The sequence below is a fragment of the Providencia rettgeri genome, assembly GCF_001874625.1.
Lineage (GTDB): Bacteria > Pseudomonadota > Gammaproteobacteria > Enterobacterales > Enterobacteriaceae > Providencia > Providencia huashanensis.
The window spans coordinates 63,515-75,895 of record NZ_CP017672.1 but is presented as its reverse complement, the minus strand read 5'-3'; the positions used below and the strand labels follow the sequence as shown (position 1 = coordinate 75,895).

The window sequence follows — 12,381 nt, the reverse complement described above, 5'->3', positions numbered from 1 at the left end:
ACGCGCCTTTATGGCGCGTTTTCTTTAATAACTGGTTTTTCTTAATACTCGACCAATTTCTCCACCTATCCCATCATTCCCAATAATTTGTTCTCGTCCTATTTTGTATAATATTCCTTGATGATAATTTTCAACCGTCATTAGCGCGGTATCAAACTCATAAGACTCGCCATATTTATCAATCAATGATTTGATTGCCAGCACGATTATTTCATCACTGTAATCCCGATGTGTGAAAACATAATCAGCACCACCATAAACCACATTAAAAGGCGAATTCTCACTGTAATGATAATCGGTATAACTATCAAAACGTGATGTTTCATATTTATTGATTATAGATTCGACTTCATCCACTGTCGGACCATCTGTCCATGATATATGGTAAGTACTGTGATGTTGTTTACGCACTGAAAATTTTGTTTTTGGAAAATGTTTTTTTAACTCAGCGCGGATATTTTTACCGACTATTTTGACTTCCTTATCTGAATTAGAGGTTATCTGTGTTAAGTGTGAATATTGACTATTGTTTTTTTGGAATTCGACACTTTGTTTAAATTCATTTTTCTTTCGTTCTTCTTCGGCTTTCTCGGCTTGTTCATGTGCTTCCGCTTTTTCAATTAATGATTTAATGGTTTCTTGTTCAACCATTTCATCTTCAATTTTCCATTGTATGCCGTGCAAAATACTTTCCGGCAAACGACTAGTTTTATTCCCATTAAAGAATACGATATCAAATTCAGCATTGCCCCCTGTGACCATAACATTATACATATTCTTTATGTTTTGTGGTTTTTGCTCGCCATGAATATTAACAATAACCCCCTTGCCGAGATTATATAAATTAGTGTAAACCACTTGACCAACCGATAATAATGTTTGCTGTTCCATATCCATTTACCTTTTTCTGATTTATTGATTGATGGTGTTTAATGAAGCGCAAGCCTGAGACTTGCGCGGGATAGTGTTAATCAATGGCGTTTAATATTTTGGTTTGTGATTCAGGGGATAATGTGAAAATAAAATCCCGTAATTGATGAAAATAAGCAGAAATACGCTCACAATCTTTATGATGCTCTTTCTCATACGTCACAAATGAAAAATGACTTAACATCATTAAGGTGACAATAATTCCCGCTTCTTGGGCGCTCACATCGTCCATAAAGCCGTTTGGTGAGGTGAGCATATAGCCTTTTGTCGGTTGCAAATAAAAACCGTTATTCGACAACGTATAAAAATCCCAATAGCCGCCGTTATAGGCTACGGCGTTCCGAGTCATCCAGTTATAGATAGCATTTTCAAAGGCAATACAGTACCGCCCTAATTTTGATGGCAAAAATTTTAAACGTGCTTGTTCGTTCTTCACCTCAATAGCCGTGATTAGGATTTCGTCTTTTCCATTTCTTTCGTTAGATTCTCTCGCTGCAAGGTTTTGTTGTTGAGTCATTTTAGTGCCTCCTTTTGGGTTAATGATTTCTTTCGTCGAGTTCCTGCGCTGCAAAGGGCGTGCATAGACGAAATGAGGAAGGAAGCAAGGGCGGAGGCAAAATTGTTGGAAAGCGCAGCGACAAGAATTTTGCTGGAGTGCACTTTACGCTTGCTGGATGACGAATTGAGTCTATGTTTAAGCCCGAGCGGAGGGGCTTGGCGAAAGATTAACAACACAGTGGCTGAAAATGACGTAACCCGACTTGCGGCGAGAGAATCGAACCGCAAGGCGTCCTTTGAGCTTAACAACGTTAAGCGGTTTATCAGGAGCAGCTCCCACAGGGAGCTTGCATCCCTGCCCTTTGCGCCACGCGCCTGCGTAAAAAGGCGCAGGGGTTGACGTTGTCGGATTTAGCCTGGCTCGATGCCAGGATTAAGCCGATGCGCAAAAAAGGGGAATAAATCCCCTTGAAAATAACGTGGATTAGGCGGTTAAAAAGGATTTAAAGCGGAATGAATTTAACATTAACATCGGGGTATACAGCGTTTGGCGAACGTCCTGCGTTAAACTGTTGCCAATATTCACAATGGCAGGTATCCCCAACAATGCCAGTTGGACGTAGCACATTCGAGCTGCAACCTCATCAATATCGGTACACACTGCGATCATTTGCGTTTGTGGGTTGTAACCTTGCTGTAAAACAGCATTAGCGCAGGCGATCACCATTCCGCCTGTACCACAGGTAGGCTCACAGACACTGATATAGCCGTTTTTCTCAATTATCGAGCCACAATCCCCAATGATCATATCACTCATGAGCTGGCTAACGTGAAATGGGGTAAAAAATTGCCCCCATGCTCCTTCACCTAACTCAAGTGACATAAACACCGCACCTAAAAAATCGGTGGCTTGTTGGTCTAAGGCGTTAACACAAAGGGCTAATAGTTTCGCAAACGCATCCAAATCAGCATTTTCATAACGCGCAATCACGTTAAAATAGGTTTGTTCCAATTCAGAGCACTGTTTTACACTGTTTTCTAATGAAATCGCAGCAACATGAATAAAATCGCGAAACACCTCTACACGACTGTGATAACGTGCCGTTTGATTAAATAATTGAATAAACTCGGTGTGAAAATCGCGCTTTGACTTGGTGTTAGCCATTGCTAGGGTTGCTTTTTCGACTGTTTTGTCTGTCTTTGTGTCTATCTTACTGGGTGAGCCTGAGATGATAGGACTGGGTGTTTTCACGGCTTGGCTTAAATCCACATCAAAAAAACTCAATTGTGACATATCGACGCTCCAGAACTGCCCCTGAAACAAAAAACAGGGGCAGTGAGTTAACTTAAATCCACGATTTACGCAGTTCTAAACAGCGCAAAAGTTGCCCCAAGCAATGGTTATTCATTGCAGGAATGCGAACGGGCTGTTTGCGTTTAAGTTGTTTGTCAATATGTCGCGCCATTGCCCGATAGGTAGGCTCAATATCACTAATCGCGATATCGTGACGTACGACCCGACGTTTTGACACGGTGGGTATTTGGGGCTTTACAGGGTTGGCAGCATATGCCATGATATTTGTATTCATCGGATTTACTCCTTTGATTGGGTGAATACCTTGAGTTCCTACGCTAAAGTCGCTCAAGGCACGGATTAAGCGGGCGAAAGCCTGCTTTTTTCATTGTTGCGCCAGTAATCCAGCACAACGTACACGCGAAATAATTTGCGCGTGAGATAACGTTGAAACATCTCTAAACGTGAAATAACGCCCGTCCACTTTGACAAAAATGTCCGTCACGTTCCCCAAAAACATCTCTTGCAATTTAAAGGACTCCGTATTGTTATTGCCTTGCCAATCCAACGGGGGCATAACGGATAACGCATCCATAAATTGCATTAAGGTGATTTCTGTCGGTGCAGTTTTAGCCGCTTGTTCACGTCCTATCCAATACATCAATTCCGCGCTTTGGGTTTCTTGGTAACTGTCTGTTTCGTACAGCTCTAATGCGTGATACATACTTTTTCTCCTTTTATGATTTAGTAGTTGGCTCAATATCGAACTGGCTCGATATTGAATAGCGCGTTACGATTTCGCGCTATTCAATAGGTCGCTTTAACGGTATTGGCGAACCTGTTTTTTAAACGGTTTAAGGTGATTGGCGCTTTCAATTTCACGGTAAGTTAAATCGGGTTTTTTTGTTCCATCGGTTAAAACGTAGTGATAATTCATGTTCATTTTTTCCGCGAATTTCGTTTTTTTCAGAAAAGTGAAGAATTCGGCAATGGAATTGAAGTGATAAACGTCATCCGCTTGCCCTGTCACCTTTTGCTTATGGGTTTCTGCAATAAAAACTTGATAATTCATGTTGATACTCCTTGTTTTTGGCTTTTAACTCATCTTTCTGGAGGTTTTGGCGTGGCGGTGTTGACGTTCACCGATGGCCTCGTAGTTCTCTTTGAAAGTGTTAATTCATCTTACTGTTAGTTCAGTCGCGGCAAGGGCGTGCATAGACGAAACGAGGAAGGAAGCAAGGGCGGAGGCAAAATTGTTGGAAAGCGCAGCGACAAGAATTTTGCTGGAGTGCACTTTACGCTTGCTGGATGACGAGTTGAGGCTATGTTTAAGCCCTAGCGAATGGGCTGATAGTAAGAAAATAACCGTCGGGTGAGGAGGCAATCGGCCGACACGCAACGCGTGGCGTCTTTAACGGCCGTGCGAAGCACGAAATGCCGTGCCGTTAGGTTTCGCTTGCTATCCGAAGGACAGAGACGCTTGCGGCTCTGCGGAAACCCATTCGTAAAACGAATGGCGTTGGAGTGTAGGCGACAGCTCGAGGATATCGAGCTGCCGTAGGAACCCATAAGGGATTATTGTGTTTTTTAATAACTAAATTTTATAAATTTTAATTTAAGCTTTTTGTTAAAAAGCATTATCTCATTGTTTTAAAATCTAAAAACCAACGATACGTCATCGTGACCTCAGGAAAGTCCCATTTTTTTAACAAACTCCAAGGCTTTTACACTCAAAGACTCGCTGGTTATGCCTGTTCCAAGAGAGATAAAGGGCAGTTCGGGTTTACCCGAACTGCCCTTTATTGCTCTCATTATTCAACGGTTCCGCAAGGTCGATGACACTGTCCACAGTAGGCAATTTTAATCACACACCATCCCACAGGGTACTGTTATCAACCATTTACCCACTAAAGTCATCAATGACGCCCACTCGACCCGAAGCGATATACAGTAGAAAAAAATGTTCCATTGTAATAACAATCAACACATTGTGTTTGTTTGCTTTTTAATTGCATCGTGAACTCACTAACTGTCTTGCATCCTAAAATAGCTCAAGACACGTCGCTAAAAATGCCCCTTTAACGTCCTGACTGGAGGGGTAATAATAGGTTGCATACCCATCTCTAGGCACCGCCTTGTAATATCCTACATTGATATCTTCACAAGCTAACCACGTTTCGCGGTCACTCTGTGAAATTTCATTCGCGGCAATTGCTGAGTTAATCACCGTTTCTTTTGAGTGCTCACCGCGCATCATTAACAGCAAACTGTCTTCAGTTTCGAGTAACACCACATTCCATTCATTCATCGTCAACGCCCTTTTAACCGATTAATTTATTGGGAATGGCATAATTATCCAGTAATTGTTCACCGTATGATCGGGTATCGATATCCTCATTGAAATCCAAGAGAGCCGACCACAACGGGGCAAAATCAAGGTATTTTCGCAAGTTTAAATTGTTAAATCTCGACGTCCAGTTCACAAGCAATTCAATCAAATCATACTCTTCAATCCCATCATGATTAAACCGGTTGTACCACGATTTAAACTCACTGGGGGTAATAAAGGCTAACTCAATTTCGGCTTGGGCTAATCGATTTTGATACTGTTGCTGCGCTTTAATTTGGGCTTTTTGTCGTGCTCGGCTCACAACATGCACGTGAGACTGAATTTTTCGCCCCTGCCGTTCACGGTCACGGTAATCCAGTTCAGGAAAAAAATCGGGCACATGATGATCACACAACGGCAACGGACAAAGATAACCACGGGATTGAATAAACGTATCAAGGGCAGCAAGATAGCGATTTTTTGATGGCATTTCACGTTTATTATCAAAAGATAACACTAACGTATAGTGCAAATCCTTTACGGTTATTGCCCCTTTATTACCCGTAAAAAAGCGAATTAACGCACATGCATAGGGATACCGTTTTTGGTATTGCCCTTTTTGCATTTTATCTTCAACAAAAAGGATGGCTTTTGCCGCGGCATATTGACGGGCATTAAAGGGAACAAGGGCTAAATGGTTGGGAATAGTTGTCATGATTATTCACACTGCCCTTTTCAGGGCAGTGCCTCCAGTCTGATTATTGTGCGTTATCGGTTTGGTGAGTGTCAGCATTTACATCGAGAAAACAGCGAGGCAACCAATGCGTATCTTTGAGGGTGTTTTCAGCCAACTCCGCAGCATCCCCTTTCTTCATTTTGACGGCTTCAAGGGCTTTATCTGATGCGCTTGCCTCAGCTAAACAATCGCTGATTTGGTCTTTACTGATACGCCCAAAGAAGTTGGCTTTTGTTGGCTGCCACCACTGGCGAAAATCGAAGGCAATCGCCTGTTCAATTGGACGCAAAGCTTTAGCTAACGTGTTATCGTGCGGCGCATGATGATTGACTTCACTCAACGTTTGCGCGGAACAAAACGCCAGTAATGCGACTAAATCCGCCTGTTCCCATGACAACAACCACGAAAAATCCGCTTGCCATGTGTCAGGGAGACGCGCTGACCATGACTCAAATTGCGTATTGAGTAATTGCAATGCTTCACTGTCTTGGGCGGTCGGGGCATTTTTGAGTAACTCTTCCTGAGAAAGTGAAAATTTAATGTTAAATGCAGTTTTGGCATACGGTGAACCAAACACTTGAATGCATGCATCATGAACCAAAATCGCCAGTGCCACGTTTGGGTGCTGAGTTAATGCCGCTTGAACCGCTAATGTGCGCTCCGAAGAGAGACTTTTGCACAAGGCTGCGCTGTAGGTAGAAACCGTCTCAACTTGAGTCGTTGATTGCTCACTCACACTTTCCGTTTTGCTTTCCGCTTCACTGCACTGTGACTCTTGCTGTGCTAAATCAATGACGCCACGGATGACACACGGTTCTCCATCACGGTCAAGGTAGACAACAACGCCTTTTGTGGCTTTTCTATCGGCTGTCCACGCCTGATTTTTGGTACGGTCTTTAATGTCTTCGATTTGCTTTTCGCAGTCTGCCACGGCTTGGCAAAGGTCAGCTTGTTCATTTTCGTCATCCGTTTCCCATGATTGCTGACGTAAATCTGTTTCACGGGAACGTAATTCAGCCAGTAAATCTGCAAATTCAGGGAGAATGACCGCCTCGGGCGCATGACTGAGAGACAAGGTTTCCCCGTCATTACCATAAAAGGTCGGACGCTCTAAACGTGCAGTACCGAACTGCCAACCCTCAATATCCGCTAACAGTTCCGCACACGCAGTGAGTTTATCGAGTGCCAATTTTTCTAATAATGGGGCATTTTCAATAAATCCAGCTTCGGTAAAGAGGTCAATTTCAAGGGTTCCCCCTGCTTGCTCGTAAGCGTCCAACCCCACAACCTTCACCAGTCGGTTATTTTCTACGGGGGTTTTGGTTTCTTCGACCGCTTCACGCAAATGGCGTGGCTCTTTTTTCCACCCAAAGGCATTGTTCCACACCATGACTTGGCGCTCATGGTCATTGGTGCCTGTTAAGGCTTGCAGTTGGTCAAGGGTAATATTATCCGCATCCAATTCGGCTAACAGCTCGGGCGCCATATTCGCCAAACGCAGACATTTTTTAACGTGGTGAGTACTGAACCCTAATAAGTCACCGATTTCAGACGCATTTTTGCCTGTTTTTTGTAGCTCGATAAAAGCATGAAGTTGGTCGGCTGGATGCATGGCTTCACGTTGGCTGTTCTCCGTCAGGGAAATAATCAGCGCATCGGACTCTGAGACCACTTTAACAGGCACAGGGAAACTCGACGCTAAATGCCCTTTTGCCACCAATTGTTGTAACGCCAGTAAACGACGTTGACCCGCAGCAACCCCGTAGACGTCATTGTCCATCGGGTAAACCACCAAGTTTTGTAATACCCCGACCGCTTGAATACTGTCTGACAGTTCGGACAAGGCTTTTTCGTCGATTGGACGTTTACGCACATTGAGTTCACTTTGTACTAATGCCGATAACGGCAATACATGTGCTTCCATGCTGTCCAATGCCTGATAAATCGCGTCGGCCTGTGCGGATTTTGCGCCTTTTTTCACTTTACGTTGTTTTGGGTTAATGATAGTTTCTAATGTAGACATAGTAGTTACCTCTAGTGTTATTGTGTCTAAGCTAAGGGAGGCTCAATAACTCCCTTAGCCCTTAAGATGCCTGAATCAGTTCAGGACGCAGATAAAACATGTTGTTTAAATTGTCACTAAATCCAATCGGATAACCGTCTTTCATAAAAATACTGTTGGAATCGAACGCATCACTGTGCAGCGTGATTTCTTCGTCGTATAACTCCGGTGAAATATTCCCCTCGAATAACTCCAATAACCGTGTTAACGGCGCAATGTAATGCAATAAATCCGCTTTCTGGTCATGCGTCAGTGGGGTTTTAACCCTTCTTTCGTTAGATTCTGGAGCTGCAAGGTTTTGATGTGATGACATTTTTGAATCCTCCTTTGTATTAATGATTTCTTTCGTCGAGTTCCTCCGCTGCAAAGGCCGTACAGAGCCGAGACGAGGAAGGAAGCAAGGGCGGAGACAAAATTGTTGGAAAGCGCAGCGACAAGAATTTTGGTGGAGTGCACTTTACGCTTGCTGTATGACGAGATGAGGCTATGTTTTAGGCCAAGCGGAGGTGCTCGATGAAAGATTAATCACACAGGTGATGAAGATGGCAGCACCCGACTTGCAGCGAGAGAAGCGAACGGCAAGTCGCCATTAACGCTTAGCGCAGCTAAGCAGTGAACCAGGGGCGGTTCCGCAGGGAGCTGCACCCCTGCCCTTTGCGCCACGTTGAAAACGGAAAAAGGCGCAGAGGTTGACCTTTCAAGCCGGTTGTCCCCATTTTCCACATTTGGCGAGCCAGTGAACGCGCCCCAAACAGGCGCGAGAACGGAAGTGTACGGGGAACCTGCGCCAACTGTGTGTAAATGGGGTCAATCCGGCGTTCGGCTTAAGCCTGGCTCAATGCCAGCATGAAGCCGTTGCCCCGAAACGCAAAAAAAGCGTATCCACAAAATCAGTGGATAACTTGAAATAGCCCTGTTAATAACAAGGTTAATAGCCTGATTAATGAATGAATATCAACACTGCTCAAAAAAACATCACCCAATGATTAGCATTTTACGATAGGAATATCCGAGAATTGCGTTGTCCATCGGGGCGAGAGAAATTGCTGCTTCATTTTCCATAAAGCCGATTGCGATTGAACCCCCTGACCTGCAAACCAGATAGCGCCTTTTCCGCGATTAATCTGGTCAATCGTCTGCATCAGTTCACCACTTTTGCGAAAAGCATGGCCACTTTCAAACAAATTCAGCTGCACTTGCCCTGAAGGGGAAAATTCACTGAGTAATATGCCACTTTTGCTGTATTTCACATTCGGAAGCCAAAGTCGGTCAAATAACCCCACAGCCGCCTGAAGAATCTCGCGTGTATCTTGGGTCGGATAAATGAGAGCTTGGGTTTCTTGACGATAATAGTGCGGCTCATGATGGGAAAAATGGCTACTCTGCACCCACAAGGTCACTAATCGACAATACTGTTTTTCTTCCCGCAGTTTTTCTGCTGCACGTTCAGCAAAGGCACATACCGATTGGCGAACCAATTCGTAGTCCATGACTTTATGGCCAAAAGAGCGAGAGCAAATAATTTGTTGCTTGGCGGGCGCGACTTCTTCAAGTTCCAGACAGGATTCACCATTCAACTCTCGCACGGTTCGTTCTAATACCACGGAGTACATTTGGCGCGCCTGGGTCGTTGACAACCGACTTAAATCCAAGGCAGTTTCAATTCCGCTTTGATTCAGGCGTTTTGCCAGTTTACGCCCTATTCCCCAAACGTCCCCAACGGGCACGAGGGCCATAAGTTTCTTCTGACGACTGGGCGAACTTAAATCGACGACACCACCTGTTTTCTTCCACGTTTTGGCGGCATGATTCGCCAACTTAGCTAGCGTTTTGGTACTGGAAATCCCCACCCCCACAGGCAAATGCGCACACTGGAATACATCCTCTTTTAATTTATGGCCAAGTTCATGCCAGGAATACAATGAATCCATACCTGTCAGGTTACAAAAACATTCATCAATACTGTAAACCTCAATTTGAGGCACAATTTGAGCAACCACCGCCATAAATCGATTACTAAAATCGGCATACAAGGGATAATTTGAAGAAAAAACAGTGACTTGTTTTTGCTTGATTATCTGCTTAATTTCAAAATAAGGGGCTCCCATACGGATATAAGGTTTAGCCGCCGCCGAACGCGCAATCACACAGCCATCATTATTCGAAAGGCAAACAATCGGCTTTCCTTTTAAATCAGGCCTAAAGACAGATTCACAGGAGGTGTACATGGAATTGACATCGATAAGCGCAAACATACTTTTCACCGACAGGTATGCACGGCATAACGAACGACACCGAAGATTTGCACGTCTGTATCGTCATTGATTGGGATAGCGGGAAATTGACTGTTAGCAGGAATAAGGGCTTTAGTCGGTGTGATTTGCAGGTACTTGCAGGTGAATTCGCCATCGTATTCAGCAACGACAATTTCCCCATGACGGGCAGTAAGGTGACTTTCGACTACCAATAAGTCACCGTCAAAAATCCCCGCATCCTTCATCGAATCCCCTGAAGCTCGAAGAAAATAAGTACTTTCAGGATATCGAATTAATTCAGCATCGAGGGATAGCCTGCGCTCAATGTGATCTTGAGCGGGACTGGGAAAACCACAGGCAACTAGACTCTCGAAAATAGGAATTTGCATAGGGCACCAACACTGTATAAATACACAGTGTGAGTATACTTTACTCCATTTTAAAAAACAAACATGTGAATTTATAATTCACATCTACTATTTCGCATGCGAAATGGTTTTCTAATTCCTTCTATACAAACGTAATACATCAGATGTTAATTTATAATGCTGCTTACCCCACCGTCCAAAAATGTTCTCCTCAATATAATCTCGGTTATTTTTGTCACCTTGATCTCTATAGTAGTATATTAAAATGATTCCTTTATCTTTTAGATAGTTTGCAACTTGAGTTATATTTGTCCTTACATAACCAGTATTTGATTGGAACAAATCAAGATCAATACCATCGAATCCGTTATCAAAAGCATCAAGTAAATATGCTAGCAAGGATGATGATATTGAACGACGTCCTGAAGATGTAATTATTTTTTCTAGTCCCGAAAAAGTCATTTTCTTTTTTTATGCCTTCTAAAATTTGCATCTTCCTCTATGGCTGCAGTAATCCAGCCTGCTGCAATATCTTTATTTATATGTTTAGGTAGATAACTTAACATCTCAGCTATACTATTTTTCTTATATAACCGTTGCAATAGCGATGCCATTCCGCACCATTCTACATGTGTGCTTGGTTTCCATTCATTAGCAAATAATAATAGAAGAGCGCTTTGTGCAGCCCAAAGTGGCGTGTTTGTCGGTGTTGTTTTTGTCCATTGGATTAATGCAGAACCTGGAATTGATTTAGACCTTTCAGTAAGACCGAGCTCAATTGCTGTTTGACATAATATTTTTGATTTTTCTGTTGCTGTACCAGATAGTTGCAATAACCATGTTTTAATAATCTGGCCACGAAACTCTGTGGCCATAGTTGAAAATGGCGTACCTATCATTTGATCTGTACTAACCCTTTTACTATTAATTTATCAACATTGACAGAGTTGATGCTATTTTCAAGCTTTACCCATACAACCCCGTCACTTTCAGGCTTTTTATCCGTGAGAATAATACCTATCTTGTTATCAAACTCCACCTGAACATGCCACACATCATTTGTATTAACTTGAGATTTTGAATGAGAAACTTGTTTTGATTTCGCATGCGAAATTTTTTCTTTATCTCTATTTTTTATTTTACTTAATTCATCTTTTGCTTCATTACGAGAAACACCATTTTTTCTTGCTTTTTCAACAAGTTTTTCAGCAATTTTGGGGTTAATTTCATTTATCTGAGTAAGTGTATATGCTAAGTCTACATCTAAAGTTACTTTATCTTTTAGTAATGTGGTAACACTTTCAGGAGCACTTATTAATTTTAAATGTTTACTCACAAATGATGTAGGTTTACCTACAGTTTTTGCTATTTCTTCTCCAGTCATTCCATGAACTGTTTTAAGCTCATTAAATGCTATTGCTGTTGCTAAAGGTTTAAGGCCGGATTGTTGTAGGTTTTCTATCAACTGACCAATAATTCGAAATTTATCGTTTTTAGGTGGAGAACCGACATAAATATCAATAAAGGTATCTCCTCTTTTTTTTGCTGTTCGCCAACGAGTTTCACCCATCCAAATTCTATAACCAGCCCTATCTTTTGGATAACAACGCGGTGGTGTTAATATCCCTACAGTGTTAAATGTATCAGCCATTCCCTCTATTATGGAGTCATCAAAATCTTCCTCTGGACGAACTTGACTTTCTGCATAAACTTCATCTATTGGAACTCTAATTATTTGCCCTTCCGTTTCTAATTCAGGGCGGGCAATATCAGTCATAATTTGGTGAGCATCAATATCTCTGATTTCCTCATTAGGTGACTTAGTTTCAATAACTTTGTTAATTGCTTCGGTTGCCGATTTACGATTTTGATCACGTAGTCGACTCAAAAATTGTTTTTTAGCCATTTA

15 protein-coding genes are annotated in these 12,381 nt (G+C 42.6%); all 15 read right to left on the bottom strand.

What is annotated here, in order from left to right; all coding sequences use genetic code 11:
- Window positions 1–24: 24 nt before the first annotated feature.
- The 15 genes from RB151_RS22685 to RB151_RS22605 all read right to left on the bottom strand — a co-directional run bounded on the left by RB151_RS22685 (window position 25) and on the right by RB151_RS22605 (window position 12,378).
- Window positions 25–891 carry an LPD29 domain-containing protein gene (locus tag RB151_RS22685; RefSeq protein ID WP_071548948.1) on the bottom strand — a complete coding sequence of 289 codons (867 nt, stop codon included), beginning with the start codon at window positions 889–891 and terminating at the stop codon, window positions 25–27.
- A gap of 76 nt (window positions 892–967) precedes the next feature.
- Window positions 968–1,447: an antirestriction protein gene (locus RB151_RS22680; protein WP_081364000.1), complete on the bottom strand. Its 480-nt coding sequence runs from the start codon at window positions 1,445–1,447 to the stop codon at window positions 968–970.
- A gap of 465 nt (window positions 1,448–1,912) precedes the next feature.
- Window positions 1,913–2,722, bottom strand: a complete 810-nt coding sequence (locus RB151_RS22670; RefSeq protein WP_071548946.1) for an N-6 DNA methylase — start codon at window positions 2,720–2,722, stop codon at window positions 1,913–1,915.
- A gap of 52 nt (window positions 2,723–2,774) precedes the next feature.
- A complete protein-coding gene (locus RB151_RS24540; RefSeq protein WP_071548945.1) occupies window positions 2,775–3,017 on the bottom strand; it encodes a hypothetical protein in 243 nt (80 codons plus the stop codon).
- A 90-nt stretch (window positions 3,018–3,107) separates the two neighbouring features.
- Window positions 3,108–3,446, bottom strand: a complete 339-nt coding sequence (locus tag RB151_RS24535; protein ID WP_071548944.1) for a hypothetical protein — start codon at window positions 3,444–3,446, stop codon at window positions 3,108–3,110.
- A 96-nt stretch (window positions 3,447–3,542) separates the two neighbouring features.
- Window positions 3,543–3,794, bottom strand: coding sequence for a hypothetical protein (locus tag RB151_RS22655; protein WP_071548943.1), 252 nt, complete (start codon window positions 3,792–3,794; stop codon window positions 3,543–3,545).
- Window positions 3,795–4,763: 969 nt separating this feature from the next.
- Entirely contained in the window at window positions 4,764–5,030 is a 267-nt protein-coding gene (locus RB151_RS22650) for a hypothetical protein (protein ID WP_071548942.1), read from the bottom strand.
- A 13-nt stretch (window positions 5,031–5,043) separates the two neighbouring features.
- Window positions 5,044–5,766: a plasmid SOS inhibition protein A gene (locus RB151_RS22645; RefSeq protein WP_071548941.1), complete on the bottom strand. Its 723-nt coding sequence runs from the start codon at window positions 5,764–5,766 to the stop codon at window positions 5,044–5,046.
- Window positions 5,767–5,809: 43 nt separating this feature from the next.
- Window positions 5,810–7,810: a ParB/RepB/Spo0J family partition protein gene (locus tag RB151_RS22640; protein ID WP_071548940.1), complete on the bottom strand. Its 2,001-nt coding sequence runs from the start codon at window positions 7,808–7,810 to the stop codon at window positions 5,810–5,812.
- Window positions 7,811–7,871: 61 nt separating this feature from the next.
- Window positions 7,872–8,162, bottom strand: a complete 291-nt coding sequence (locus RB151_RS22635; RefSeq protein WP_071548939.1) for a hypothetical protein — start codon at window positions 8,160–8,162, stop codon at window positions 7,872–7,874.
- Between the two features lie 673 nt (window positions 8,163–8,835).
- Window positions 8,836–10,104, bottom strand: coding sequence for a translesion error-prone DNA polymerase V subunit UmuC (gene umuC / locus RB151_RS22625; protein ID WP_071548937.1), 1,269 nt, complete (start codon window positions 10,102–10,104; stop codon window positions 8,836–8,838).
- Between the two features lie 5 nt (window positions 10,105–10,109).
- Window positions 10,110–10,493, bottom strand: coding sequence for a translesion error-prone DNA polymerase V autoproteolytic subunit (gene umuD, locus RB151_RS22620; RefSeq protein ID WP_071548936.1), 384 nt, complete (start codon window positions 10,491–10,493; stop codon window positions 10,110–10,112).
- Between the two features lie 111 nt (window positions 10,494–10,604).
- A complete protein-coding gene (locus RB151_RS22615) occupies window positions 10,605–10,934 on the bottom strand; it encodes a hypothetical protein (protein WP_071548935.1) in 330 nt (109 codons plus the stop codon).
- Window positions 10,931–11,371 (bottom strand): hypothetical protein, encoded by a 441-nt coding sequence (locus RB151_RS22610; RefSeq protein ID WP_071548934.1) that lies wholly within the window; start codon window positions 11,369–11,371, stop codon window positions 10,931–10,933. Before RB151_RS22610 ends, RB151_RS22615 begins: the two co-directional genes overlap by 4 nt.
- On the bottom strand, window positions 11,368–12,378 hold the full coding sequence (locus RB151_RS22605; RefSeq protein WP_071548933.1) for a ParB/RepB/Spo0J family partition protein: 1,011 nt from the start codon (window positions 12,376–12,378) through the stop codon (window positions 11,368–11,370). Before RB151_RS22605 ends, RB151_RS22610 begins: the two co-directional genes overlap by 4 nt.
- Window positions 12,379–12,381: the final 3 nt, after the last annotated feature.

Excerpts from the sequence above, each read along its gene's own strand:
- RB151_RS22610 (WP_071548934.1), bottom strand. The coding sequence starts at position 11,371 with ATGATAGGTACGCCATTTTCAACTATGGCCACAGAGTTTCGTGGCCAG.
- RB151_RS22655 (WP_071548943.1), bottom strand. The coding sequence starts at position 3,794 with ATGAATTATCAAGTTTTTATTGCAGAAACCCATAAGCAAAAGGTGACA.
- RB151_RS22615 (WP_071548935.1), bottom strand. The coding sequence starts at position 10,934 with ATGACTTTTTCGGGACTAGAAAAAATAATTACATCTTCAGGACGTCGT.
- umuC (WP_071548937.1), bottom strand. The coding sequence starts at position 10,104 with ATGTTTGCGCTTATCGATGTCAATTCCATGTACACCTCCTGTGAATCT.
- RB151_RS22645 (WP_071548941.1), bottom strand. The coding sequence starts at position 5,766 with ATGACAACTATTCCCAACCATTTAGCCCTTGTTCCCTTTAATGCCCGT.
- RB151_RS22640 (WP_071548940.1), bottom strand. The coding sequence starts at position 7,810 with ATGTCTACATTAGAAACTATCATTAACCCAAAACAACGTAAAGTGAAA.
- RB151_RS22685 (WP_071548948.1), bottom strand. The coding sequence starts at position 891 with ATGGAACAGCAAACATTATTATCGGTTGGTCAAGTGGTTTACACTAAT.
- RB151_RS22635 (WP_071548939.1), bottom strand. The coding sequence starts at position 8,162 with ATGTCATCACATCAAAACCTTGCAGCTCCAGAATCTAACGAAAGAAGG.
- RB151_RS22670 (WP_071548946.1), bottom strand. The coding sequence starts at position 2,722 with ATGTCACAATTGAGTTTTTTTGATGTGGATTTAAGCCAAGCCGTGAAA.
- RB151_RS24540 (WP_071548945.1), bottom strand. The coding sequence starts at position 3,017 with ATGAATACAAATATCATGGCATATGCTGCCAACCCTGTAAAGCCCCAA.
- umuD (WP_071548936.1), bottom strand. The coding sequence starts at position 10,493 with ATGCAAATTCCTATTTTCGAGAGTCTAGTTGCCTGTGGTTTTCCCAGT.
- RB151_RS24535 (WP_071548944.1), bottom strand. The coding sequence starts at position 3,446 with ATGTATCACGCATTAGAGCTGTACGAAACAGACAGTTACCAAGAAACC.
- RB151_RS22605 (WP_071548933.1), bottom strand. The coding sequence starts at position 12,378 with ATGGCTAAAAAACAATTTTTGAGTCGACTACGTGATCAAAATCGTAAA.
- RB151_RS22650 (WP_071548942.1), bottom strand. The coding sequence starts at position 5,030 with ATGAATGAATGGAATGTGGTGTTACTCGAAACTGAAGACAGTTTGCTG.
- RB151_RS22680 (WP_081364000.1), bottom strand. The coding sequence starts at position 1,447 with ATGACTCAACAACAAAACCTTGCAGCGAGAGAATCTAACGAAAGAAAT.